Here is a 26,173-nt window from a genome sequence, read left to right on the forward strand (position 1 = left end):
TCCCTTTTTTATTGCTGCAAACAGCTGATTTCTTGTTCAATCCTTTGTATAAGATAGGCTAGATTCGACTGCCATTCTAGCCAACTCTCGGACTCTCTCCATAGTTCTGTCATTTCTCTCCCTCCATGCTGATCAGGCTTTTCATCTTGAATGTCCTTTAGATACTGTAAAATAAATGTCAAAGAGTCTTCATTTGCTGTCCAGTGCACTTGTACATTCTTACTTTCGTAACCATAGATTTGACCTGTATCAAGATATTGGCAATAAAGCTCTGCCAGTGCCATAGCGCTAATATCGTAGAAAAAATCGATATCCTCAAAGTTGTCTCCAAAAAAGCCTTTATTTTTCATCATCTGGACAATGCTCCACAAGGTAATCTGACTCGATTCTTTGTGATGCTTCATAAAATCTTGTAAAAAGCCCACTACATCTAAACCTTCGTCACTTTCCAATGCTTTGTATCCCCATGCACCCATTTCCCTACACTTCTCCCTTCATCTATCTAATTAAAGCTTTTCGCAACCATTTGTATTTAAAATTAGCACACCATCAGCGCACATTACTAGGGGGCGTCTCCCAATGAACATGTCAACAGCAAACGATCAAATTAGAAGCATGCTAGAGCTCATTCCATATGGTTGCGCTATCAGGATTGTCTAACAGAATATTGTCTTATGAGTTGGCGTAGCTAGTCCAAATTTACAGATAGGAGCCAAAGTAAAACTGCATCTTATCTTGCGAATAGCCATCTTGTCCTCTCCAGGTAGCCATTGACATAAAATCCGTTCCACGTCCACGCTCCTTGCGATAATCATCCTGTGATACTAGTAAACCAGCATAGCCCCAGATTTCCATCACAGCATCTCGTTCATATTGATTGGACTTAAAAACATCCTTCCAGCGCTTCTCCAGCTGTCTAGCTGCATCCGTCTCATTACAGGATTCTATTGCCGCGATCATCTGTTTTACTATCATTATATCTTCCTCACACACCGTAAACGTCTCTTGTTCTTTCACTAAACATTCTAAATCTAGCAAACAATATAAGAGCCAATTGAGACGAACACCTCCCCACTTCATTCGTTCAAAATTAAGCACATTTAAATCTTCATTTACATATTCTTCATTTGACATGATTTTCTGCTCATTACAGTACCCACAGCCACTATAGGATACTAATGTAACAGGTCGCTCATGATACGTGTGGATTAGTAGGTCATGGGTAAGAGCCCAGCTGGATAAGGCACTGCGCAAATATACTTTACGCGTCGATAAGCTATGCAAAAATGCTGTCACCACAAGCTCCTTTGTTACACCTTCTTCATGAAGATGTCGTAACCTCTGTACACATTCATCATGAGTAATGGTTAATCGGTCAAACATCAAGCCCTTACTTTTGGCATACTGAAAATCTTCTTCTGTATAAGTATATCCGCCTGACCGCCATCTACCTGATTGCCAATAGGTTTGCATTAAAATTTTTTTTGCTTTCTGATCCATTGCACATTCCTCACTATCTATCACAGAATTTCAACTTTTCCTGTAGTATTTCTGCCATCTCTTTCCATGGTCGTTTCCAATAGGAGCTCGCTAGTTCTTCTTCTGTTTGTTCTAGCCAATACTCGCCTTCCATCAGTTCAAACATGTCCATCATGGTTATAGGTGCACATACTGGATTGGCTAACGCTGCAAGCATGGGCTCTGGTCCATCATCCCAATTATAGCCATTCACAATGGCATGCAAAATGACAGCTGATGACACCTTACTTATTTCATGGCACATTGTATTAAGGGATTCCTCATATAAAATGGACTCCACTTGCAGCTGTTCTGCTGCCTGCAAGGTCAGTCGAATGGCTCCAGGCGTATCCAGCAATAAATCCGCAATCCCTCTATGGTCTCTTGCTGCATACCAAGCTGTAGCGGTAATCCCCTCAGGCGCCTGTAAATCTACACCTTCAGCAAGTAGTAATGAAAGTACCTCTGCTTGCTTAAATTTTACAGCCTTTTTAAGCGCCGTATCACCTAGCTTATCTCGTACCTCTAAATCAATATTTTGTGCCAATAGCAGCTTGATTGCTTCAAGTGGCATTCGATTTGTTAGGAAAAGCATTAACGGCGTTCTCCCACGTACATCCCGCTCATTGACATCCAGCTTGCTTACCGCCTCTCGCACGCGCTCAATATCCTTAGTTTTACACACCTTCGCCCATTCCATTTAACTGCCCTCCTTTCATAAATCCATCCATTGCAATAATTTCTGCAGCTCATTTTTCATCGGTGCTTCTTCTTGCTTTAGACGTTGTGCGATCTTCTTGGAACTACCAAATATTCGATATAAAATAAATGCACGCTGGTAGTCTTCTTTTTTCTCCAGTTCTTGCACAAGTGCCGTAAGTAAGTCTAACCCCTTGATGTCCATGCCCTTTAATGGCTTAGCCGATTCACTCCCACCTAATAGAATAGCTACGAACACAGGCATCACCTCCACTGCTAGGCCATGTACCTCCTGAAAAGCCTCGGCATAAGCATCCTGCACAGATTGATGCTCTGTATCCACTAGTGCCATATAATGTTCAACGAGCGGGAAATAAGCCTTACTATAGAGACCTAAACCAAAGACCGCATAGGTGCCAGGCATCGCTGATTTTTCGCTCGGCTCGACATCTTGATACCATGCAAATTCCTCCATAGCAATCTGTGCATAATTCGCTACTAACGGAAAAAGGCTAGGATATTCAAGGCAATTGGCAAAAAACTGATGGAGCTTTGACTTGGCTAACTTTTTAACAGGAAGGTAATTTTTCACTTTACTCTTGAAGGTTAGCTTATAGCCCTTTGGAAAACCTTCCTGCAACAGTTGAATGATATAATGAAGCGCTTCACGATAAGCCGCTTCCTCTTCAACTATTACTCGTATATCAATTGTCTGTAAAACATCATTTGCTTGCCCTTGGAACATCTCACGCTTCCGCATGCTTTCAAAACGACCGCTTCCTTTTTGCAAATAATCAACAGCTTGCTGTGAGCCCAACTGTTTGGCAAGCTCGAGATACTCTAAACGGGTAGCTGGCTCTTTTTGACCAATTTTCAATGCTACATAAAGAAAGAAATTTAGCTTTTCCTGCTCCAGTTGCTGTGCCATATCCTCAGTTTTCAGCACCCACTCTTGGATGTAATCCCCTGTTTGTTCAAAATAGTACGGTAAAAAATATTTCTCTGCCCAGTGCTTAAACGCCATTGTATAATAATAAACCCATTGGTCTAGACGCTCTTTATTGGCACAATGTTTTACTTCTAGTTGACAAATAAGTGGTTCGATTTCACTGGCTGACTGATGAAAAAAATGCGGATTGACTAAATACTGTGCAAAGAAAAATTCATCATGATCACTTGGTCGTATAGGTAGCTCAGCCATTACCTTTGTTTCAATAAATGTGGCCAGCTGCTCTTTCACTAACGCTAGCTTATGATCATGGAGAAGCTTTTTCTGATAGCTAAGCATCGTCCCGTCATGCTCAAATTCAAGGACTACTTGAAAATGGTAATCAAAAAATCGGAAACCATATTGCTCGGATTGAAACAACGTCTCCATTTTTGTACAGAGAGCCGAAAAAAGCTCCTCTATCTGATTTACTTTGGTAAACTCCTGTATGTATGGACCTGCTTCTACCCTATAGGCACTATCACTCCAACTAAATGGCTCATAGACATCAATAAAGATATTGCCATTAGGACTTTTCCCTTTTTTCCAGGCAACTTTTAAATAATGAAAGACACCTGCTTGTAATTTACTTTGTTCTTTTAAGTCCATTATCCGTTTACTTTCTTGTTGATAAACAGCTGTGAGTTGTTCCCACACAGCTGCTAGAAAATGTTCTACACACTGTTGCAATGTCTCACCCTCCCTTTCTACTTTTAGAGAAAAATCTCCCGCTAAAAAGCCTTAGCGAGAGATCAATCTTATCCGATTGTTTTCACAACCGCTCCTTCTTGATTTTTAATATGTGTTTTCAAAATTTGAAAGCTTACACCTGCTAAAGAAGACACAGTGAATTGGCTTTCTTGTGGCACTAGCTTTTGACTTAATTCTTCTACCGCTGCCCTGTTCAATGAAATGGTAATTTCCTGTCCATCCTCACGATAGCCAACTTGGGAATCCGCTTTAAATTGGATTGTTATTTGTTGTCCGACTAAGCTTAGGTTTTTATCTTTTAAAATACGCCCACGTAGTAATTTACTAATGACCTCTGCCTGTTTCGCCCCGAGTTGAATAACATTGGAGTGTTTGTTAAACCAACCTTTTTTCCCAATCTCCCAAGCGAGCTGGTCTACAAAAAGAAAACCCGTATTGGAGCCATCTTCCTCCATTCCGTGCTCAACTGCTGCGACAACTTCTTGATTTTGCAGGAGAGAATTACGTGTTAAATCCGTAATATAGCTTGGTATTTGCTCAATACCAGCCTCTAGCACCCCAAGTGTATTCCACGTCTGCATCGCTTCTAGCTCGTCCTCTGAAATACCAACCATTTGAATAAACTCCATTTTTCCATTTGGTGTATTTATTTCAGCAAGCTGTGGATCATATGTGAAGGCGAGTGCGGTTAATTGCGTGTCAGCATCAAGACAGATGGGTCCATTTGCATCTAAATAATCCCCTGCTCTAAAAACATTGCCACTATTAAAGACATATCTGCCCATATTTTGCAGTAAATTTAAAGCCCAAGCAGGTGGCTCCTCTTCATTCTCGTTGCGTACTAAGCGAAATGTCAGCTCAAATCCATACCCACTATATTCTTGATTGTCAAATTCTTTTTCATATAATTCCGAGAAACCATATGTAACAAAATGCCAATGCGGAATCGGGGTTTCACTTTTATAGGCACTTATCCCATCTAAAGGATCTTGTCCTCCTAGCGAGTAGGGAATCATGGTTCCGTAATGCATTGGCTCCTGCTCACTATACACCTGTCTTAATGCCTGATCAATCGCATCCCAACCAACTGCTGTTAGTTCTTCACTCATCTATATATCCTCCTTGCTGATGATTCAATCGTTACACATACGTACCTAGTATTTATGATAGCAATTTTATGGTAGTACTTTAACAGGAATAGGACTTATTTTCAGCTTTCCAGCAATTAGGTGTATGGTCATCCTATATGAGGTAAATATTACTAATAAAAAATCAGCAGGCAATCTTCTATTTTACGAAAAAATAAAATGGAAGATTGCCTACCTGATTCAATATATTGATATTAATACGTAATGAAAGGCATTTATAGATTGGAGTATGTCTTCGTTAGCCATACAGCATAACTGGCTCACGAGTAGCTTGTAAATAGTCTGCTAGTTTTCCAGCAAACACTTTTTCTAAATATGGTAATTGTGCTAGGCAATGAGGCGTCATTAATGCTGGATTTTGATAGATTTTTAGACCACCCACTTTTAATAGCGTCGCTACAAATTGGGAACAAAAATAAGCACGCTCACGTCTCACTTCCTTTTGCATCACTACACCAAAAAGACCGATAAAATTATATTTATAGCGATCCCTATTCCAATACATATAGCGCACAATTTTCATCATCTCTAAATATTGATAATGGGATATCCGACAACGATAAATGACACAATCGGCAGACTCAAATAGGCCTCTTTCTGCATCCTCTCGTAAAAAGCCCCCACTTAACGGATTGTTTAATTGCCTTCGACCAAAGCTATACATCTCAGAAAGCCCCTCATCAAAGGCTATGGATGCATGATTCATCTCTTTGCCCGTATACATGCCTATCGCTTTCGATAGTAATGTCCCTGTTTTAGTTAATACTATGTAAATCGCATGTGCCATATCTTCACCTACTCCAATATTCTCTCTCCTACTACCAATACGTTTTAAATCTTCAAATGGTTTCGTGAATTTCCTTTTTTTAATAAGTATACACAACGAATCTTAAATATTTCCTTAGTAGAACCTGAAGTTTTTCTTAAGATTTAGTTTTATGGGGGTGTATTTAGAATTGAATAGGTACGTTGAAATCAAGATTTCTATGATTTTTTTACTACCTTTATTTATATGAATTTAATTGTATTCTTATGTGGGGTATATTTGGAATCCGGAGACTTAATGCGGTTGCGATTTCCTCTAAGTTGAGTTCATCTCCCTTACATAGAATGTTCGTTCGCACATACATTAGAATAAGTATTAGCAAGATAAAATTTATGGAATTAATTAAACCAGGTACTCAATTTAACGAGAACCTGGTTTTTTAATATTTTCATATTTAAATTTAAAATACATATGTAGAATAACAGAAATTATTAATCCTGCTCCGCAAACTATGTAATTGAATGTAGATGATAATGAAAAGATTTTTGAAACTATAAAAAAAACTACAAAATATAGTAATATAAAAATTGAAGCTATTTGCCTACCAGTACTCATAAAAATCCCTTCCTAAAATTAATATCGTTCAAATTTCTAAATTAAAATTGAAATTTTTTTTCGTAAAATGACTATTCTTATCTTTTCCATAGTTAATTTTATAGATTTTGTATAAAACGGCTTTTGAATCTATTATTTTATTTTGATGAATCAGTTGAAAGGTCCAGGTACCTTCTAATAAATTAGGCGTAATTTTTAATCCTGCATAATAAATTCGTTCACCATTTTTTTATTCCTCATTAAGCACTCACAGTCCACAAAATGCAATTTTCCTTCTGGGTTAATTATTTGAAAAATAACCGCAGAGTCCTCGGTTATATTTTTTAAGTTTGCCGTATAACAAATTGCTGAATCTAAGTTTGAAAATACTTTTGTTTTATTTACTACTTCAAAAGTATTATTATTCAAATCTTTTCCTGTACTTGAATTGTTTACAACCACCACTTTATTTATTTGCTGGGTTAATAAGTCTTCAATATACGAAAAATTCATCTCATCAATAACATGAATACGATAGCAGTTAGGATCACAAACCCAAAATTGATCATTAATAATAAAAGAAAAGTATTCAACCTTACTTAATATTGAATTTTGATATGTAGGAATTAACCAAAGTAGACCATTTTCACTAACTAATTCTATTTTATTTCTACCCATATCCTTATCCAAATAAACTAATAACACAGAATCCAATTTAGTTAGACTATTATAAATGATATTATACATTTTTATCCTCATTAACAATAAAATTATAAAAGTAGAAGCTGGGACAAAAGTGTTTAATCTAACAAAAATACCGAACTATTATTGAAACGCTAATGAAGTGTTTCAATAATAGTTCGGTTTTTCTAATTATCGTGTTAGTTAATTTAGAGATTATTCGGCTTTATGAAGGAATCATTTAGTTATGTCCTATCCTCTACCTCTCTAGAACTATTTAGAACCACGAATTACATCATTATAAATATTATTTACAGATCTAACTCCAAATTCTAAAAGCATACCAGTTCCGCCGCCTTTTCAGGCACCTTTAGCACCTGCTTTTGCAGCATTATTAATAGCTTTACCTGCTTTTGTATTATTTAATGCTTCTCCCATACTTCTACCAGTATTATAAGCATCTGAACGAACTGTTGCCATTTAAAAATCATCCTTTATTTTTAATTTAATACTATTAACTAACTATTTTTTTAAAACAAAATTATCAACAAATATTTATATTAGTAAAACATTACAGAACAGGTACATACTAATATGACATAAATAATTTTTTTCTAGCTATAGCTAAACTTAACTCGAGTAAACATTATCCTATCATCACCAACAACACCATTTAAAGGATGAATTGACGCCAAATTTCTGGCGTTCATAGTCTCATTTTATGGCGTGCATATACATTACACGCCAATTAAAGGAGGTGAAATTGGCGTGAATTGGCGTTTGTTTATTCCTTCATATGACAAAAGAAACAATTTTACTTAACCACAAGTAAACACTTGATTTTTTTACTTTTATAATTCTCATTTTAAAATGATATTTTCACAAAACTGTAATACTTTATTTCAGGATAGCTACTTCGCTGTTTTATAATAATTTTCAACCTTTCAAAGTCACCACCTGCCATAATGCCATTATCGAATTTATCCAACTGCTTCTTTAGTTATTGAATTTGTAAATTTTATAATGTCATCATTCTTTTTAATTAGTTCATTACGGTTACTCATAGTCATAGCATGGCTAATGCTTTGCAAGAAACTATTCCAACGATCTGCACTTAAAATTCGGGGAGCACAGTATTTACCGTTCCAGTTCTGATGCTTTTTCACTCGCTCAATACCCTATTGGAGTACTTAGTGTACAAAAAACTGGACTGGACAACTAGAAAATAATAGCTATTAAAAGTCACTCAGATACAGTGAACCATAAAGTTGAACTATAACTACAATGAATTTCTTCATTTTATTTTAGTTGACTGCACTACATCCAAGTTTCACTAGGCATAGCTACGGTCAAATCGCTAATATCACCCTTATTATTAACTGATTAACTATTAAATCACCTCGTTAAATATACCTGTTGACATAAATAAAAATAAAATATAAAATTTAAATCGTTAACCAGTTAACTAAAATAAAATAAGGCTAGGTGACACAAATGGAGAAAAAAAATGATGTTATAGAAGCTTTGCAACGATTAATTACAGAAAGAGAATCGGCTGACAGAAGAAGAAAAGGAATGAAAGTCAGTCAGGAGGAAGCAATTGTTTCAGATTGGACATTGACACAATTACACATTGTTGCAGCAATTAAAGAGAAAGGAAAGGCGAATAACATCACACTCTCAGAAACTTTAAATGTTTCGAAACCAGCGATTACAAAAGCAGTAAAAAAGCTATTAGAGCATAATATCCTTGAAAAAATGCAGCAAGAAGATAATAAAAAGGAAGTATATTATATGCTAACAAAATCAGGGGAGATGCTTGCGCTTATCCACCATCAATTACATGAGCAGGCAAAAAATCGTTACTTAAGTATCCTTAATGATTTTAACACTTCGGAATTAGAGACAATTATTCGATTTTTAAACGCTATTACCAAAAACATGAAGTCACATTAAAGCTGTAAAAGGAGAATGTATATGTCTCGACTAGCTCAAACGAAAATACTTGCATTGTATTTGTTAAGTATAAGCAGTTTCTTCGCTTCTTTAAATCAAAATATTTATACGCCTGTCATTCCACTCATTCGGGATTCATTTAGCGTATCTATTAATTGGGTGAATTTCACTGTCAGTAGCTTTATTTTTATCATAGCCATGGTTCAAATTTTTTTAGGTGCAGTAATAGATACCCAAAATCAAAAACGCTTGTTGATCTTTAGTTTCTTGTTAATTAGTATCTCGACCATCGTCTGTGCATTTACAACCAACTTTTTAGTATTTATGACCTTTAGGATTGTTCAAGCCATTGGAGCTGGTGTTATTCCCTTGGTTACGATAAATATGATTTCACACTTATTTGATGGTGAAGCAAGGGGGAGCGCAATGGGGACGTATCAAATACTACTTTCCCTGGCCCCAGCAGTTTCTCCAATAGTAGGTGGAATATTAGGCGAATATTATGGCTACCAAGGTATTTTTTTATGTCTATTTCTTATTGCAACCCTATTACTTGTGTTTACTATGCTGGCATTTCCTAACAACGGAAAAAGAAATAACGGTCAAGAAAATGCTAGTAACTTTACACAAATCTATCGAGCCATTTTTTTGAATCGTGTCGGTTTAATGACGATGACGGTAAGCTTTTTTGTCTTCTTTATTTACTTTGTCATTCTAGTATTTTTACCGATCTTGCTCCACGATCATTATCATATATCGTTACAAAACATTGGATTATTATACTTACCTTTAACTGTTAGTATGATTTTGGGGAGTGTTATCTTTAAAAAAATACAGAAGAAAGTGACGTTGAAAAAGCTATTTATCACTGTTTTATTTTTCCTCCCGTTGTTAATTATAGCTTTTGGTTTCCTACATACTCAATCAATTATCGTATTAAGTACCCTGTTATTTGTGTATGGCTTAGCAATTGGATTTGCCCCTCCACTATTTTCAACGATTATAAGTAATGAATATAGCGAATATAGAGGAGCTGCCTTAGGACTGTTTAATTTTATTCGCTATTCAGGTATGGCAATCGGTGGTATGTTTTCTGGATTAAGTCTTGTTCTGCCAAGTACCCTCCTCTTTGTTTTTTTGGGTGTTTTATTTTTTCTTATTTCGCTATTCCAGTATTCTAGTTTAAAGCATTGTACTATGTAATAAATATGGTTGCTAGTAGGTTGAGCTATCTTCAAAAATTGGCCGCTTCCCCCCATAATTATTATGGTATAATAAACCAATAAGGAGGTTTTCATACAATTATGGAATTATTACTCGGCATTATCCCTGTTTTTCTGCTATTATTTTTTTATCTTGTCCCAGTTGTTTTCATTGTTTGGTTCTTACTTAAATTTATTAACTTACAAAAGGAACAAACTGAAATATTAAGAAATATTTCCGATAAGCTAAATAATTAAAAAAATAATAGACAAAGTCCGAATTTCGACTTTGTCTATTATTTTTTTGTGCTGATTCAAATTGTTAGGATGAGCTATTTTTTTATATCAATTTACTTTCTTTTAGTAAATCATAAATGATTGTATCCTTTGTTTTATGAATACCTAATTTACCGATTTGTTTTAAGATAAATGGCGCATCTATATCTGTCAATTTTTTACCATCTAGTAAGCGAGCCGTTGACGCTAATAACGTACGAATATCAAAGGCAGAAGCAAATACTTCAGGAACCCCTCGGTCAATTGCTAATAATTGATAAACCGCCTCCATTGCTGTTCTTACTGAATATTCTGTTGTGAATACGGTATCTCTTTCAGTTTCACTAAAATTCCCTATAAAGGCTAAGTTTACAGATCCTTTTGGGACAACTAACGGACGATCGCCTATTGCTCTCGGCATAAAGTAAGATGTGATATATGGCATATAGCATGGGATTGTCTGACAAGAATTTTGCGCTAAATCTGGAATATCCTCAACAGGTACACCCATATGGTACAACCACTCTTGTGCTATCTCACTGCCACTACATTCCGTAATACTTTTTTTAATAAAATCCCCTGGTTTATTAGATAGTAAACCATAAATCCAAACAACTAATTGATCTTTTGGTTGATTTTTAAAATGAGGTTGTCGATTCAATGTATAGCTTAGCATCCAATTCGAATCTTTTGCTGTTACAATCCCACCCGTAACGACTTTCCCCGCATATGGATCTCTTTTACTAATCTTTTCAATATAAGGTGCTACTCGATCATCTAATGTAGTGAGTGTTGCTGAAACAAACCAACTTTCTTTCGGCAAATTATCACAGAATTTTTCTGGTCTTCCAAACGCAGCATCTTGGGCAGCGATGTTTTTCCAAAGAGACCAGCTTCCTCCTAAGTCAGTTGTTTCAGGGGCTGGTGTGTTATTGTCTCCATACGTTGTACTTTCCGTAATACTACCATTTGTCACAAAAACCAATTCATTTTCGGTTAGCTCTATATTTTTTTTCTCACCATTTTGCTTTAACACTAATGTATGAGCTACCTTTTTATCTCCAACATTGTCAATTAGAACATTTTCGACAACCGTATTATATTGGAAATCAACATTATGTTTTTCTAAATAGTTGATCATCGGAAGTACTAGGGATTCATACTGGTTATACTTTGTAAATTTCAGTGCAGATAAATCTGGTAATCCACCAATATGATGGATAAAGCGCATAATGTAACGACGCATTTCCATAGCAGAATGCCATTTTTCAAAGGCAAACATCGTGGACCAATACAGCCAAAAATTCGATTCAAAAAATTCATCAGAGAAAATATCTGTAATTTTTTTATCCTCTAGCTTCTCTTCAGGCGTAAAGAATAATTTAATCATTTCTTCAGACGATTGATCGGATAATGTGAACTTTCCGTCATCCTCTAATCTTTGTCCTCGATTCTCCATTAATCTACATTTTGAATAATTAGGATCTTCTTTATTTAACCAATAAAATTCATCTAAAACCGAAGCATTTTCTATTTCTAATGATGGAATGGAACGGAATAAATCCCATAAGCATTCAAAGTGATCTTCCATTTCTCGACCACCACGAATAATAAACCCTCTTGTCGGATTTAAAATTCCGTCAAGACTACCGCCTGAAATATCTAACTCTTCAAGAATATGAATATTCTCACCTTTCATTTGGCCATCACGAATTAAAAAACATGCGGCTGAAAGTGAGGCAAGCCCCGAACCAATCAGATAGGCTGATTTTTCATCGACACCCTCGGTTTTTTTCGGACGTGCGAAAGCTTCATAATTACCATTACTGTAATACATAATATCGCCTCCATAATTATTATTCCAATATAGAATAACACTCATTGGCACCTAAATGGGAAAAAGAAAGATAAATTAACAAAAAATTCAAATTCGATAGCATGTCTCCTAAATGGATGCTCGTATCATTTGACATCACATCTTCTTGTATTTTTATAAATCATTTCAAAAAACCCTTTTTTAAAAAGGAATTATACAGTATCTACAAATTACATAGCTCCATCTCGATAAAGCATTTATACACTGTTCCATGCTCATTCATTATGCTATACCAGTGGGATAATTATACAATTTTCCGGTTGTTAAATTTGCATAATTATTATATTAAAAAATCTTTTTATAACTAAAAACACCTATTCACTGATCATTCTTTTTTCGGATCTCTCATTATCTCGTTTAAAATGACCTGTAATAGCTAATAATAATGGGACTTCTTTGATTTTAGCCTGCTACTTTCACTGACGCTACAATTTACATACATTACAAATAGAGGTGTTTAAATTGACTACATTCGGAAAATCTATATATATCACATTCATTATCGTTGTATTTTTATTATCAACAGGATGGGATTATTTTAAAAATGGGCATTGGGCGTTGCTTGAAAATCTTTTCTATTCGTTATGGGTGGCAAGCTTCTTATTCCTGACATCATTTATACTTAGAAATAAAAAAAATGACACAAAAAACCAAAGCTGATGGCGTTATTTAATAGGTTACCTATTAAAAATCACTCATGATATTGGCATGAGTGATTTTTTGATAAATCTATCTAGATGGATAACTCCAAGAAGCACATTGAATAAATGATAAATCTTGAAAACGTTTTTCTAAATTTGTTTGGAGGACGATGTTCAAAAACAAGTGTATATTGTTAATATCCACATTAAGTACTTCTAATCTGCCCCTTTAGCACAGGAAGCGAGTGTACTAAATTGAACAATTGCTACCCGTTAGTTTAAGCAAATTTTATATTTCTCTTGAAAAGAATTTTCCACCAAAGCATAAAGTATGCCTGCAATACCAATAATAATAATAGAACTAATCATGCTAAAATTATATTCTTTTATAAAACGGGCATATAACGTGCACTATTAGTTTAAAAGAAAAAAGAGCTGCCGATGCAACTCAATGTTCTTCAATACTTATACTTATTTAATATTTCTTTTGGAATATGACAATAATCATTTGGACATCTAGCTAACCTATCTTGATGTTCTTCTGCACTTCTTACATAGTTTGTAAGAGGTAATACTTCAACAACTATAAGATCGTAATCATTTCTCTCATCAAGAAACGCCTTCGCCTCTTGTAAGTGTTCAGGCTTTTCACTATATACTCCCGTTCTGTATTTCTCGCCAATATCCTGTCCTTGTTGATTCAAACTGTATGGATCAATGATTTCAAAAAAATACCCCATTAATTCCCTGATTGTGACAATGGTCGGATCAAATTCCGTTTTTACACATTCGGCGTACCCATCATAATCGCCCTCCAGTGTATGACCTGTGCCATTAGCTCTTCCTGCTTCTGTAAACGTAATTCCAGGTAAAGTTTTTATAAAAGCTTGTACTCCCCATAAACATCCACCTGCAAAATATACTATCTCCATACTGACTCTCCTTTTTATTTAAAAAAATTCATTTCAAGTAATATAGGAAGAACAAATGTAATTACTAAGTCTATTACACATTAAAATAATGACAAATTTTATTATGTCACATTATGGTCCGATTGTTGAACACAAGTCAAGCAACGCTCTTTAACTAACTGCGTCGTTAGTAAAAAAGCATCTCTGTGTATGGTGGGAGATTATTAGACCTGCTATGGTAGGAGGCTGGTCGCGATTAGCCTTTTTTACTTACAGTAATCATCAAAAGACATCATTACTTTAAAGAAAATTTTTCGTTTTTTCTAATTTACACACAGTGGTAATGTTTATAACCGTTTACACATACATTAATGGCGGGATAGCACCTTTAACATCGCCCCCAAGATGTTTTTGTACAATGCTATCCCTTTTGTATGCAATAAAGAATAGATCAACATATCACTACATTCTTCAGTAACACGGTTGCATTCATATTGTCTTAAATGGCCTTCTTCTTATAAAGTTGAATTTTATCAGTAACTTCCTTGCTGCTTTGTTTTCTTCTGTGAATAGTTTTTATCTTTACTTAAAAGAACCCCCTCTTGCTTTTTTATGTAAATCAATATTCCCACTGAAAATCAGAAACCCAATTATAACTCCTATTCCTTTAAGATAATGGCAATTTAACAAATAACAGAGGCTACGTTTTAATGTAAGTCACTTTATTGGCAAGCACCTCTAGCCACCACATTCATATATTATAATGAAAGGAGTGGCTATTGTGCCTTGGCAACATAAAATTGCTTACTTAATCGGTCAGCCTGTCGGTGTTTCTTTGACAAATGGTCAAGGTACTTCAGGTGTCCTCTGTGGTGTTTCAGATGGGAAACTACTTGTCCTTGAATATTTGTATCAAAGTCAATTCGCCTTAAAGCAATATGATTTTCATATGATTCAAGATGTCAACAGCTTTCCCCCTTGTCAGCAGCCGTTATACTAAAAAACATCCGTCTAGGATGTTTTTTAGCTTCTATTCCTTTATAGAAGGCTAAGGAAACAACTCCCGCAGCCTTCTCTTAGGTTTTTCTAGCTTTTTTATATGGACTTATAATTAAAAGCTAGTGTCTGAGATAGATAACTATCTTCAACAACTAGCTCAGGCATACTAATAGTAATGTAAAGTTCTTTCAACTTTACGTTATACTCCTTTATGGTACTTGAGGTCACTTTCGTCCAAGTGACCTCCTTTTACACCTACCCTTTTGTTTGTTTCATCCTTTTACCCTATCAAACGGAATCATTGGCACATCGATACGACAAATTCGTTTTTGTAGGAAGGAGGGAAACAATGGGAATTAATTTAAACTTTTGGTCATTTATTTTTTCTTTAGGTTGTACCCTACTATTTTTTCTATCAGGCACATTGAAAAACTTTTTTGACACCTACCTTCATGTTCATCCATTGACATTGACACTACTTTTGTCCATTGTCTGTTTCTATCTTAGCCTTATGGGCATGAAAGATGTAAGAAATTTAACGACCTTGCTTCGGGGAATATTGACAATGGTTATCACACTTATTTTAATTATTAGTATTTCTTTCATTTTATTTTTCGGTCACTTATTAAGTTAAAAAGCCCAAACTTGCGTTATTTTTATACAAGCCTCCTTGACGAACATTTGTTCTGTAGTTAAAATAATAAAAAAGGAGGCTTTTTTATGCAAACAACAACGAGCATTGAATTAGTACATTTCTCTGAAGACTATGTGGAGCAATTAAACAGCTTTGAACTACCTGAAGAACAACACCAGTTTACAGCCCTTCCAAAAGAAATTACGATTGAAAAGGTTGGACAATATCCTATTGTCATTTTAAGTAATCATGTGCCAGTTGGTTTTTTTGTTCTTCATGCAACGGATAGAGTAAAAGAATATTCCAGTAATCCCCAAGCAATGTTACTAACCGCTTTGTCTATCGATCATCAACAGCAAGGTAAAGGTTATGCTAAAAAGGCTATGTTTGCACTAGCTGATTTTGTCAAACAGGAATTTAAAGAATGTAACGAAGTGGTGTTAGTTGTCAATCATAAAAACACGGCTGCCCAGCATCTATATGCCAAAGTTGGCTTTGTGGACCACGGAGAAAGAAAAATAGGCCCTATTGGTGAGCAAATCGTTATGAACTTGCCGCTTTGAAGTAAACGTCACTCATTTGCATTGTTCAAATGAGTGACGTTGCTATTTTTATGGTCCTTTCCTTATAGAACTAACACTTCATCACAAATAATGTCTATAAAAGCCTAATCATGTGTAATGATAAAAACAAATTTATTTTGATTTGCCATGTGCTACACCCATTTTTGCCCTATCTAACCCGCTAGTAGGCTCATCCCGTGGTACAATTTGTGCATCAGCTACAGAATACTGCTGATAGTGATGCAGGGTGTCTGTCCTTTAGTGGGACAAGCAAAAAATTTTCCAGTGCTTCGTTCGCCTTGTTGCTTAGAGTCTCTGTTACTTGTCGGCCTAACATGATTTCATTCCCAACACTTGCCACATAAAGTGGATAATCTGGGTCCTGCATGACAAAATAGGTTAGCTTACTTCGCTTTGATGGTGATAACACTTTATCCTTTAAAAGAATTTGTCCTTTTTGCTGTCTGTATAGCCTCACTAATACCTTACAAAGCGTGGTTTTCCCTGCTCCATTTGAATGGTGCCTCCCCATTGTCCATAATTAGCCTGCTTCCGTATAGTTAACATAATATCGTTATGTTGTACGAATGCATGTGTGATGGTTTGTTGTAATTTTTCAAGCTCCCATTCAGCGCATTGCGACTATAAGGGAGGCCCAAGCTAACAGTCCACCCTACTCTGTTGGATGTCGCATCACGTCCCCACATATTTCTAACAGCACAACCGCAATGTATTTTTATGTGTGATAATCCTTCATCAGCATCTGGTCCTTCCCAAGGCTTAGCCCGCATTGCTCACTAATGGCTCACCCAATGTAGAAAACAATGCCTTATGCATGATAATAGTATTAATTCCCCAAAGCGCTTTGCTAATTCCGTTCCATCTGCATGGGCTACCCCCAACTGTTTGGATGCACATTGTATTTAAATTGTCTTCCATATGTTTGTAATTTAGTTAAATAACAGAGATTTTCCATATGGTATAATCAGGGAATATACAGTGTTTTTTATCATAATGACAATCTTGACAATGTCTAATGGGATTAAAGATAAAAGGAGGAGTAAAAGATTATGGAACAAAGGATACTTGAATCACTTAACAAAATTTATCCAGTTAATATTATGGCAGTCGAATCAGTGACTAATGAAATGTTTCGATGTATTACAGAACATGGGGACTATTTTGCAAGAATAACAAACTATAAAACATATGATGAACAGTTAGAAGAAATTAAATATACTAATTTTTTGTATAGCGAAGGATTTGGAGTATCCCCCATAATACAATCATTAAACGGAAAATTAATTGAAAAAATGACATTAAAAAGTGAAGTTCTAACTGTTCTATATAAGGGTGCTTCAGGTGCACACTTGCATAGAAGTCAATGGAATGCAATGGTTTTAAAAGAATTAGGTCGACAAATTGGTCGTTTACATCGCCTATCAAAAACATTTGAAAATATAGAGACCGTTAAATACATTAACGATTGGTATGAGAATGAAGAATATGCTTTTCTGAAATATATCCCTAAAGAAGAAAATATAATTAGAGAAATTGCAGATGAGGTTTTATCCTCAATAAAGGATATTCCGAAAAAACAGTCAGATTATGGTTTGATACACGGTGATTTATGGTTAGAAAACATATTGGTAGATAGTCATAATAATTTTACGATGATTGATTTTCAAGATTGCGAAAAAAACTTCTATATATTTGATTTAGCTGTTCCAATCTATAGTGCGATGGAATATTCATTTGTAGGAAACAGTAATATTGTTGACTATGGTCGTTCTATATCTAACGCAATAATTGAAGGGTATCAGGAAGAAAATTCTATATCATCAGAGATGTTAGAAAAACTCCCTCTATTTATAAAATTAAAGGAAATTTTTGAATACAGTTTAATGCATATGTATTGGGACATAGAAAAATTAACTGAAGAACAAATACGAATAATGAACCATTTCAGGATAAGAATTGAGCATAAACACTCCCTTCTGAAAATTTAGGTGAATTTTGTCTATTCAACTAACAGAGCTTTAGTTGAATAAGGCTCATTTAATTAATCAAATAAAAATCTCATACTTAACTCCATTTTGATCAATATTTTTTCAAAATGGAGTGTTTTTACGTTTGCTGATAAATGAAGGAAAAATTTTCTTTAATCAATCTTTATTTTAAAGCTACATGTATATGATGCATCAACAATTTTTCCACCTGTGATTTCAGAGCTTGATTTGCATAACGAAGTACTACATCATTACCTGCAGTGGCAACTTGTACGTCACTAAAGTATTCATCTACTAGTTGCCAGCCTACTACTCGTATACGTTTTTGTGCAAGTTCTCCTTTGAGGTGAAAATATTCCTGTCTTAGATCCTTTAGCAATGAATCCATCATTGGAAGAAATACCGTTTTCATTTTAAACTGCTCCAATCTACAGTAGTCAACCTGTAATGATTTAACTGCTAGCTCTAACAAAAGATATTTATGCAGTAACTGTCTTTCGTTGGCTTTAATCATAATAATCAGCATCCAGTTGAGCTGATTGAATACTTTGAATTGGAATACGTTTCGTTATAAGTAGTGTTTCAAGTATGAGTTCATTAGTATTAATCGATTTAATTATTCCAGTCCATTGTGTGATTTTGTAGTCCTCCCACACTTCTAATTTTATGTGCAATTGCTGATTAAAAGCTTGATCAATTGCTTTTTGTAGTTCTTCCAGTTCCCACTCAGTCAATTCTCTTGGCTGTTCTGGATGCTCTTGTTTATACTCTCTAAGAAGCTCTAAATGCTCCGGCAACATCATCGACGCCCATTTAATATGACCTCTGTCTTGTATCATTAATAAATCACTCCTATGCCAAATGACCACCAACTAAGCGATCGCGCTTAATAGCCGTCCCAGCTTTTGTGAAAGAAACTGCTCTTAATATTGAAGTAGCTCCAAACCTGTTGCGTATTGCATCCATTGTAGGACCGATTATTTGACGCTGTGGCTTACGATCATCGAATAAATCTAATTGGATACTATGCTCTCTTTCCAGGTTGGAGATTCGGACAGCTATTTGCCGAGTTGGTTCACCTGTAAAATATTTATCCAGTAATTCAATACAAGTTTTATACATCACAAGTGTTTCGCTTGTCGGTACTGCAATTGTTTTAGATCGATGGAATCCTTTGGTCAGAGCGTTTCGACTATAAGAAAGACCAATACTAATTGTACGACCAACATAACCTGCATCCCGCGTTCGCTTCATTACGTCCTCACACATTTCAAGAAGTACTACAGAGATTTCTTTACGTGTATGGTAATCCCTCATCAGCATTTGGCCCTTCCCAAAACTTAACGCTCCGTTTGTTATTAACGGCTCCCCTAATTTGGATAGATCTATTCCCCATGCATGGTAATAGAGTTGATTGCCCATTACACCAAAGCGCTTTTCTAATTCTTTTAAATCTGTATTAGCCAAACCACCGACTGTTTGTATCCCCATAGCATTTAGATTTGCTTCCATCTGTTTACCGATCCCCCACATTTCAGAAAGGGGTTGAACTGGCCATAATTTTTTTGGAATATCTTCATATGTCCATTTAGCGAAACCTGTTTTCTTTGCTTCAAGGTCTAAAGCTAATTTGGCTATTAACATATTTGGTCCCATACCTACTGCACTAGGTATATTAAATTGGTCAAGAATAGCTCTTTGTATTTCCTTAGCCGTTTCCTCAGGTGAACCCCAAAGCTTTTCAGTGCCAGTTAAATCAACAAAACTTTCGTCCACACTATACACATGTATCGCATCAACTGGTACATAATTAGAGATTAATTTAGTAATCGTCATCGACATTTGAATAAAGAAACTCATTTTAGGCTCAAACAATCTAATGTCAGGATGTTTTGGTATCTCATAACGTCTACTTCCAGTTTTGATTTTAAATTTCTCTTTCATCAATGGTGATGCCGCAAGCACTACGCTACCTGGTTGGTCAAAATTTGCTACTACGGCAACTGGCGTTTTTAAAACATCTAGCCCATGTAACATCGCCACGATACTGGCATAAAAGCATCTCATATCGATACACATAATTGGTCTATTGGGCATACCCTCATAATTCATATAACTTCACGTCCCTTACTAACAAAAGGAATAACAGCTAGAACATTCCTAATCAAAAAAGTACGTTTTGCATGTCTTGTAAAACAAAACGCCTGGAATGAATCACCAACAATTTTAATGACTTTTACACGCCTTTTTGTTATGGAGCCATCTTTTGCTAGATACATCATATTCACTAATTGTTTATGCTGCATAGCTTTAATCAGTTGTTCTCTCATCTTAGTTTCCTCCCATTGCCTCTCGTAATTTTTTGAAATGATTGTTATTTATTATTAGCACAATGATTTTCCCTTTTACCTATATTACGTAAGAACATTTGTTTGTATACATAATAGAACGAATGTTCTCATCTTGGCAATGTTCAATTTTTGGAAAAAGACCAAGTACTCAAATTTATCCCTGTCAAGTAGAAAGTTGTAAAAAACTAAGCAGCCATCTAGCATTGATATTCTATCAGTGCCAGTGAGCCCTTTTTGGAAATGTTGTATCATCTGTGATTAGGGAATAGGTAAAAAAATCTTGATCAAGAAGTGAACTATGAATGGGAGAAATAAAGAGGAACTGATTTATATCAAATATGGCAAGAAAATTCGAAAGAATATGTCACAGTTAGTTTAGTAGGAGATAATTTTTTAAAAGGGACTTCTTTATAAATAATAGTAAAAAGAGAAATTGCGAGGTGCAATTTCTCTTTTTACTTGAACTGAAATTAACTATAAATCATCCACGGTGACTTTATTATTATTTGATTACCGTTTCCATTTCCGTTTCCATTTCCATTTCCGTTTCCGTTTCCATTTCCGTTTCCGTTTCCATTTCCGTTTCCGTTTCCATTTCCGTTTCCGTTTCCGTTTCCATTACCGTTTCCGTTTCCGTTTCCGTTTCCATTTCCGTTTCCATTTCCGTTTCCATTACCGTTTCCGTTTCCGTTTCCGTTTCCGTTTCCATTACCGTTTCCGTTTCATTTCCGTTTCCGTTTCCATTTCCGTTTCCATTTCCGTTTCCGTTTCCATTTCCGTTTCCGTTTCCATTACCGTTTCCGTTTCCATTACCGTTTCCGTTCCATTTCCGTTTCCGTTTCCATTTCCGTTTCCGTTTCCATTACCGTTTCCGTTTCCATTACCGTTTCCGTTTCCATTTCCGTTTCCATTACCGTTTCCGTTTCCATTACCGTTTCCATTACCGTTTCCGTTTCCATTACCGTTTCCATTACCGTTTCCGTTTCCATTACCGTTTCCATTACCGTTTCCGTTTCCATTACCGTTTCCATTACCGTTTCCGTTTCCATTACCGTTTCCATTACCGTTTCCGTTTCCATTACCGTTTCCATTACCGTTTCCGTTTCCATTACCGTTTCCATTACCGTTTCCGTTTCCATTACCGTTTCCATTACCGTTTCCATTACCGTTTCCATTACCGTTTCCGTTGTCATCACCTTGCTTTACAAACACACCAAATGTTAGTGTGTGCTCACCATACGTTACCGTAATCGTCGTATTACCTTGACCTTTTCCTTTTACCACCCCTGCTTTTACAGTAGCTATTTTATCATTCGCTACTTCGTAGGTTGCAAGCTTTGTAACATCTTTTTCTGTTGTTTTCCCATCAAAAGTGGTTACTTCAGTAATCTTCACGGCAACTTCCTTACCTATACTAGTTTCAACCTGAGATTGGTCAATTTCTAGTGTTACTACTTCTACAACAGGTGCTTTAACTGTAACATTTACAGTAACTTTATTATCACCATATGAAATAGTAATAGTAGTCGTGCCCTCACCTACTGCAGTGACTAATCCATTTGCTACTGTTGCAATGTTTTCATCTCCAACCACATAAGTAGCTTTTGTAGTTACGTCTTCCTCTGTTGCATCACCTTTTGCAGGCGTTGACGTTTCTGTTACCGTCAGTTGTGCAGTTTCTCCAGCTTTTAGGTCTAGCTCAGTTGGATTTACAGAAAGTGCTGTTACTACTTCATTTTCATATATCTTTGCTTCACCAACATTTCCGGCAGCGTCAGTAATTTTTACTGATACAGCATTAGTTTCTGCTGTTACTGGGAATGTAAAGCTACCGTCTTGATTTAATTCAAAAGGAACTGGTGCTTGTACTTCACCATTTATCGTCGAAATATAGGAAGCTTTTAATTTATCATTTAAATTATAATTTAAATCATATAAATCTAACTCTTCATTGTAGTCGATATACTTATCTGTTACCTGTCCTGTAGCGACACCATTAGCTACTGAACCTGTAATTTCTGGTTTAGTTGTTTTCACAACAATTGGCCCAACATAATCGGAAACTGCTCCTGATGCTGCAAGACCAGTGAAGTCAATTGTATACAGGCCATCTGGAATCGTTGTGGCAGGTTCTGATCCCCATGGTTTGTACTGCCCACCAACATTTAGCGTATAAGAGCCTTTTCCTAGCGCAGTACCTGCATGTAGATAACCAATGTAGCCGTCTTCGTATTCTCCACCTTCAGGATTCATAATATCCCAAAGCTCGATATAGTTAGTTGTTACGTCTCCAGTTAATGTGAATGAAAGTACAGCTGAATCTTTCACTCCATCGCCGTTAAAGGATAGGTCTGTTTCTGTAATCTTATAATCTTTAATTTCCGTTACTGCCTCGCCACCTAAGTCAGCTGCAAATGGTAATGAAATTTCTGTAGATCCTCCATTGATATAAATATACCCTAATATTTCAGAGCCATTTGGTGCCGTAGCTTGTGAAGCAGTTAATGTAATATTTAACACTTGCTCACCAACTAGATTAAATGTCGGCTGATCTACTGTAACAGTTGCATCACCAAATGTTTTTGTCACATCAATCGATACGTTATAATTGCCGCCGTTCCCTTTAATATCTTTTACTAAAACTTGTTTCGTTACAGAAATATCCTGATCTTTCAATGATTGTGGACCGAAAGTAACTGTCCCTTTCAAGTTTTCTGTAACTGCACCCGTACCATCCAAAATTGCGCTATCAAGTGCATAGGCAAGAATTTCTGGATGAGCTGCTGCATAAGCATTTACACGCCCTGCACCCTGAGAAAACACATCGTATTTTGTTGTATCTAAAACCTGTGCTGTATTAGAAAGCGCCACTTTTACATCGAACGCGTTCCAACTAGGATTTGCTTGTTTAACTAATGCAACAATACCTGCAATATGCGGTGTTGCCATAGATGTTCCTGTTTTACGACCATAAGCTTCCCCATAATCTGCATCAGGGAAATCTTTTTTATACATTGGAATCGTTGACATAATATTTGTTCCAGGTGCACTTACATCTGGTTTAATATCAAAGTTTGGTGTAGATGGTCCGCGCGAACTGGAAGAGTTTACCTCATCCCCAAGTGTCTTTGTGGAAGCGAATTTACTAAAACTTACTTTTCCAGTTCCGCCTGCTAATGCAGCGCGAATTGCATTACCATCCGTTTGAGACATGTCGAATGTTGGCAGAAATTCAAATGAATCACCAAGGAATGTGCCTGAAATGTCCGGTGCATTTGTTCCGCCAGCAAAGTTATGAATTATTGTTGCGACAGCTCCATTTGCCTTTGCATTCGCAATTTTATCAACAAATGCGATACCGCCACGGGAAATCAATGCCACTTTCCCTTCTACATCAATTCCTTCAAAGTCTTTTACTTCTCCGTTTCCAGGAACAGCAACTAGGTCAAATTCTCCTTGAAGCTGTTTTGCTACATCTTTCCCAAAAGTCGTTCCCATTAATGGAAGCTGTTTTGTTAAGTTGTAATTGCCAACTGTAACATTCACTTCCCCGTTATACATTGTTTCAGGATTTGTTGTGTTACCAACAGCAATGCCTAAACGAGCTGTTGCAGGAGTACCCATTGTTCCGCGATTTGGACCAGAGTTTCCTGTTGCAACTACTCCGATTGTTCCAGCCATCATTGCATTATTAATAGCAAAAGAACCAGCATCCGTTTCAGAATTGGCTCCCCCGCCAAGTGAAAGGTTGATAACGTCCATTTTTTCTTTTACAGCAGTTTCAATTGCTTTAACAATACCAGATGTAGCTCCACTTCCGTATGCTCCAAGAACACGGTAAGCATAAAGGTCTACTTTTGGCGCAATTCCTTTAATACCAAATTCGTTAGCGCCGATTGCTGCAATTGTTCCAGCAACATGTGTACCATGAGAAGTATAGAACGAGCTTCCTTTTTCATTAAATTCAGGTGTCCCGACTGGACGCTCTGAAGGTAATGTTTCCGATGCATCGTTATCTGCTCGAGGCTTCGTGTAAGTAGAAGAATTTGGAATAAAGTTTTTTCCGCCTTTATAAATTCCAGCGAATTCAGGGTGATCTGCATCAATACCAGTATCTAATACTGCTACTTTTATTCCTTGTCCTTCAATTCCTTCCTTCCAAAGCTGTTCGATACCAAGGAAAGAATTACTTGTATTCATTTGAGCTTCTACTGAATCTTTCTTCATAAGTTCCGATGATTTCATCGTATTATCTTCTGATGCGTAAACAATTGCATCAGGTTCAATTAATGTAATTCCATCAACTGTAAGCAGTTTTGGGAGATCCTTTGCCTTCACAGTTGCTGCAAAACCGTTTAAAACAGTATCAAATGTGTAACCTTGAGTCATCTCCACATTTTTAATAGCTAACTCTTTTTTAACTTCTGCTTGTTGTACTTTTACATTGGAACGAACTTCTTTTGCTTGGGCATTAGAGAATTTTCGGCCTTTGACTTCACTTATTCCTTGCTCTAATGCAACAGGCTTTTCGGATAAATGAACGATGACTGCAACCTTTTGATTGCCTGATACATTTTCTAAGCTTTCATGGAGGGTTGGACCATCTTTAGACAAGCTTAGCTGTTCAGCAATAGCCGCCTTTAGTTGAATTATACTTTCACTTTGACTATCTTGCTTGAATGGTTTCGATTCTTCAGCACTAGCACTCGACAATGGAACTAATAGAGAAAGCACCATAACGAAAACTAGAATACTACTTAAAAACTTCATAAACTTAAAATTTTTCAAATCTCATTTCCTCCTCTTCCTTTAATTGTCACACTTTTCAGTTTAGTGTGATATTTCCAATTTATCACAATGGAACTAATTCGAGAATCGGAATATTTAAATATTCTGAAATATTGATAATTTGTATCAATTTATGAAAAATAGATTAAATCTATTTTCCTAGTAATTGTATAAAAAAACAGAACTTTCAAACCATAAATAACTCACAGTAATTCATAATATTTCCAATTAACCCCATCAAGGCATCAGTGGCAGATACAGTCAGTGATGTAGTTGCTTATAGAAAATTAGGAGGGCTGTAAAAGGAGGGATTGGAAGGGTCGGTTTATATGTAATCTAGGAAATTAAAATAGCCAGCGACTGTTTTAAAAAGGCCGCCTGCTAATAGATTGTGGATCAAGTGCATCAGTTTTACAGTAATAAGAACGGTATTTTGTTTATCTAGATTCCTTCTATGCCCTATAAGAGCAGTGTAAATTTCATGATTGGATAGGTGAATCATAGAAGAGGTGTATAGGTAAAAAAAGAGCAGTTATAATATCCATAGAATACTATAACTACTCCATATAAAAACATTCCACATCAATATAAAAAATATCTTTTATGACCTTAGACTCTCGCTGTAAAATGGGCAGCATGGCTAAAATATTGTTTATAGGAAACGTACACCCCTCTTGCCTTGTAAAGTAAAAGATTCACCTGTTATGTTGATGATTTTTACACACCTTTTTGTAATGGCACCTGATTTCTCTATCTACATCATATGGACGATTTGGTGACGCTACCGATTCTTTCCTGTTGAACGCCCCTTTACAGCTCTGCATATGCCTTTTACACATTTACAATACTTTATATAAAAAGA

At 35.9% G+C, this 26,173-nt stretch carries 21 protein-coding genes; 5 read left to right on the forward strand and 16 right to left on the reverse strand.

Annotated features, from left to right (window positions below; translation table 11 throughout):
- Positions 1-8 precede the first annotated feature (8 nt).
- From MHI04_RS12600 to MHI04_RS12630, 7 genes are all read right to left on the reverse strand, one after another.
- Positions 9-476, reverse strand: coding sequence for a DUF4259 domain-containing protein (locus MHI04_RS12600; protein WP_036116920.1), 468 nt, complete (start codon positions 474-476; stop codon positions 9-11).
- Positions 477-699: 223 nt separating this feature from the next.
- Positions 700-1,500 carry a hypothetical protein gene (locus tag MHI04_RS12605; protein ID WP_036116923.1) on the reverse strand — a complete coding sequence of 267 codons (801 nt, stop codon included), beginning with the start codon at positions 1,498-1,500 and terminating at the stop codon, positions 700-702.
- Between the two features lie 13 nt (positions 1,501-1,513).
- Entirely contained in the window at positions 1,514-2,218 is a 705-nt protein-coding gene (locus MHI04_RS12610; protein ID WP_340809125.1) for a DUF4274 domain-containing protein, read from the reverse strand.
- Positions 2,219-2,233: 15 nt separating this feature from the next.
- Complete coding sequence (locus MHI04_RS12615; RefSeq protein WP_342534885.1) at positions 2,234-3,895, reverse strand: DUF6138 family protein; 1,662 nt, start codon at positions 3,893-3,895, stop codon at positions 2,234-2,236.
- A 68-nt stretch (positions 3,896-3,963) separates the two neighbouring features.
- Positions 3,964-5,025 (reverse strand): suppressor of fused domain protein, encoded by a 1,062-nt coding sequence (locus MHI04_RS12620; protein ID WP_340809127.1) that lies wholly within the window; start codon positions 5,023-5,025, stop codon positions 3,964-3,966.
- A gap of 277 nt (positions 5,026-5,302) precedes the next feature.
- Positions 5,303-5,851, reverse strand: coding sequence for a hypothetical protein (locus MHI04_RS12625; RefSeq protein WP_342534886.1), 549 nt, complete (start codon positions 5,849-5,851; stop codon positions 5,303-5,305).
- A gap of 789 nt (positions 5,852-6,640) precedes the next feature.
- Positions 6,641-7,171 carry a hypothetical protein gene (locus tag MHI04_RS12630; RefSeq protein ID WP_036116934.1) on the reverse strand — a complete coding sequence of 177 codons (531 nt, stop codon included), beginning with the start codon at positions 7,169-7,171 and terminating at the stop codon, positions 6,641-6,643.
- 1,428 nt (positions 7,172-8,599) lie between these two features.
- Between MHI04_RS12630 and MHI04_RS12635 the strand changes: the two genes are divergently transcribed.
- Together MHI04_RS12635 and MHI04_RS12640 are read left to right on the forward strand one after the other, a co-directional pair.
- Positions 8,600-9,061: a MarR family transcriptional regulator gene (locus tag MHI04_RS12635; RefSeq protein WP_340809130.1), complete on the forward strand. Its 462-nt coding sequence runs from the start codon at positions 8,600-8,602 to the stop codon at positions 9,059-9,061.
- Positions 9,062-9,082: 21 nt separating this feature from the next.
- Entirely contained in the window at positions 9,083-10,264 is a 1,182-nt protein-coding gene (locus MHI04_RS12640) for an MFS transporter (protein WP_342534887.1), read from the forward strand.
- 339 nt (positions 10,265-10,603) lie between these two features.
- On the opposite strand, the gene MHI04_RS12645 is transcribed toward MHI04_RS12640, so the two are convergent.
- Together MHI04_RS12645 and MHI04_RS12650 are read right to left on the reverse strand one after the other, a co-directional pair.
- Positions 10,604-12,376, reverse strand: coding sequence for an oleate hydratase (locus MHI04_RS12645; protein ID WP_342534888.1), 1,773 nt, complete (start codon positions 12,374-12,376; stop codon positions 10,604-10,606).
- Between the two features lie 1,138 nt (positions 12,377-13,514).
- The gene (locus MHI04_RS12650; RefSeq protein ID WP_340811353.1) at positions 13,515-13,988 is read right to left on the reverse strand and encodes a peptide-methionine (S)-S-oxide reductase; all 474 of its coding nucleotides are present in this window, start codon (positions 13,986-13,988) and stop codon (positions 13,515-13,517) included.
- A gap of 760 nt (positions 13,989-14,748) precedes the next feature.
- Between MHI04_RS12650 and MHI04_RS12655 the strand changes: the two genes are divergently transcribed.
- Positions 14,749-14,967, forward strand: coding sequence for a hypothetical protein (locus MHI04_RS12655; RefSeq protein WP_342534889.1), 219 nt, complete (start codon positions 14,749-14,751; stop codon positions 14,965-14,967).
- A 719-nt stretch (positions 14,968-15,686) separates the two neighbouring features.
- Entirely contained in the window at positions 15,687-16,163 is a 477-nt protein-coding gene (locus MHI04_RS12660) for a GNAT family N-acetyltransferase (RefSeq protein WP_141903762.1), read from the forward strand.
- A 214-nt stretch (positions 16,164-16,377) separates the two neighbouring features.
- Here MHI04_RS12660 and MHI04_RS12665 read toward each other — a convergent pair whose 3' ends face one another.
- Positions 16,378-16,641 carry a hypothetical protein gene (locus tag MHI04_RS12665; protein ID WP_342534890.1) on the reverse strand — a complete coding sequence of 88 codons (264 nt, stop codon included), beginning with the start codon at positions 16,639-16,641 and terminating at the stop codon, positions 16,378-16,380.
- A 592-nt stretch (positions 16,642-17,233) separates the two neighbouring features.
- On the opposite strand from MHI04_RS12665, the gene MHI04_RS12670 reads away from it, so the two are divergent.
- Positions 17,234-18,172, forward strand: a complete 939-nt coding sequence (locus MHI04_RS12670) for a phosphotransferase (protein ID WP_342534891.1) — start codon at positions 17,234-17,236, stop codon at positions 18,170-18,172.
- A gap of 163 nt (positions 18,173-18,335) precedes the next feature.
- Here the strand turns inward: MHI04_RS12670 and MHI04_RS12675 are convergent, their stop codons facing one another.
- From MHI04_RS12675 to MHI04_RS12700, 6 genes are all read right to left on the reverse strand, one after another.
- A complete protein-coding gene (locus tag MHI04_RS12675; RefSeq protein WP_036116956.1) occupies positions 18,336-18,686 on the reverse strand; it encodes a hypothetical protein in 351 nt (116 codons plus the stop codon).
- Positions 18,679-19,011: a YolD-like family protein gene (locus MHI04_RS12680; RefSeq protein WP_058843639.1), complete on the reverse strand. Its 333-nt coding sequence runs from the start codon at positions 19,009-19,011 to the stop codon at positions 18,679-18,681. The genes MHI04_RS12675 and MHI04_RS12680 overlap by 8 nt, the downstream gene beginning before the upstream one ends.
- 13 nt (positions 19,012-19,024) lie before the next feature.
- Positions 19,025-20,284, reverse strand: a complete 1,260-nt coding sequence (locus MHI04_RS12685; protein WP_340809134.1) for a UV damage repair protein UvrX — start codon at positions 20,282-20,284, stop codon at positions 19,025-19,027.
- The gene (locus MHI04_RS12690) at positions 20,281-20,502 is read right to left on the reverse strand and encodes a transcriptional regulator (protein WP_342503710.1); all 222 of its coding nucleotides are present in this window, start codon (positions 20,500-20,502) and stop codon (positions 20,281-20,283) included. The genes MHI04_RS12685 and MHI04_RS12690 overlap by 4 nt, the downstream gene beginning before the upstream one ends.
- 523 nt (positions 20,503-21,025) lie before the next feature.
- On the reverse strand, positions 21,026-21,232 hold the full coding sequence (locus tag MHI04_RS12695) for a hypothetical protein (protein WP_342534892.1): 207 nt from the start codon (positions 21,230-21,232) through the stop codon (positions 21,026-21,028).
- The gene (locus MHI04_RS12700) at positions 21,232-25,311 is read right to left on the reverse strand and encodes a S8 family serine peptidase (RefSeq protein ID WP_342534893.1); all 4,080 of its coding nucleotides are present in this window, start codon (positions 25,309-25,311) and stop codon (positions 21,232-21,234) included. The genes MHI04_RS12695 and MHI04_RS12700 overlap by 1 nt, the downstream gene beginning before the upstream one ends.
- Between the last annotated feature and the right edge of the window lie 862 nt (positions 25,312-26,173).

Origin of the sequence: Lysinibacillus sp. FSL K6-1151 (genome assembly GCF_038630755.1) — a bacterium.
Taxonomy (GTDB): domain Bacteria; phylum Bacillota; class Bacilli; order Bacillales_A; family Planococcaceae; genus Lysinibacillus; species Lysinibacillus fusiformis_D.

Bases quoted from the DNA above. Each gene is read 5' to 3' on its own strand.
- MHI04_RS12625 (WP_342534886.1), bottom strand. From the start codon at position 5,851: ATGGCACATGCGATTTACATAGTATTAACTAAAACAGGGACATTACTA.
- MHI04_RS12630 (WP_036116934.1), bottom strand. From the start codon at position 7,171: ATGTATAATATCATTTATAATAGTCTAACTAAATTGGATTCTGTGTTA.
- MHI04_RS12675 (WP_036116956.1), bottom strand. From the start codon at position 18,686: ATGATTAAAGCCAACGAAAGACAGTTACTGCATAAATATCTTTTGTTA.
- MHI04_RS12645 (WP_342534888.1), bottom strand. From the start codon at position 12,376: ATGTATTACAGTAATGGTAATTATGAAGCTTTCGCACGTCCGAAAAAA.
- MHI04_RS12650 (WP_340811353.1), bottom strand. From the start codon at position 13,988: ATGGAGATAGTATATTTTGCAGGTGGATGTTTATGGGGAGTACAAGCT.
- MHI04_RS12605 (WP_036116923.1), bottom strand. From the start codon at position 1,500: ATGGATCAGAAAGCAAAAAAAATTTTAATGCAAACCTATTGGCAATCA.
- MHI04_RS12660 (WP_141903762.1), top strand. From the start codon at position 15,687: ATGCAAACAACAACGAGCATTGAATTAGTACATTTCTCTGAAGACTAT.
- MHI04_RS12690 (WP_342503710.1), bottom strand. From the start codon at position 20,502: ATGAGAGAACAACTGATTAAAGCTATGCAGCATAAACAATTAGTGAAT.
- MHI04_RS12600 (WP_036116920.1), bottom strand. From the start codon at position 476: ATGGGTGCATGGGGATACAAAGCATTGGAAAGTGACGAAGGTTTAGAT.
- MHI04_RS12680 (WP_058843639.1), bottom strand. From the start codon at position 19,011: ATGATACAAGACAGAGGTCATATTAAATGGGCGTCGATGATGTTGCCG.
- MHI04_RS12640 (WP_342534887.1), top strand. From the start codon at position 9,083: ATGTCTCGACTAGCTCAAACGAAAATACTTGCATTGTATTTGTTAAGT.
- MHI04_RS12685 (WP_340809134.1), bottom strand. From the start codon at position 20,284: ATGAATTATGAGGGTATGCCCAATAGACCAATTATGTGTATCGATATG.
- MHI04_RS12670 (WP_342534891.1), top strand. From the start codon at position 17,234: ATGGAACAAAGGATACTTGAATCACTTAACAAAATTTATCCAGTTAAT.
- MHI04_RS12635 (WP_340809130.1), top strand. From the start codon at position 8,600: ATGGAGAAAAAAAATGATGTTATAGAAGCTTTGCAACGATTAATTACA.
- MHI04_RS12620 (WP_340809127.1), bottom strand. From the start codon at position 5,025: ATGAGTGAAGAACTAACAGCAGTTGGTTGGGATGCGATTGATCAGGCA.
- MHI04_RS12695 (WP_342534892.1), bottom strand. From the start codon at position 21,232: ATGGAAACGGAAACGGAAACGGAAACGGAAACGGTAATGGAAACGGAA.
- MHI04_RS12610 (WP_340809125.1), bottom strand. From the start codon at position 2,218: ATGGAATGGGCGAAGGTGTGTAAAACTAAGGATATTGAGCGCGTGCGA.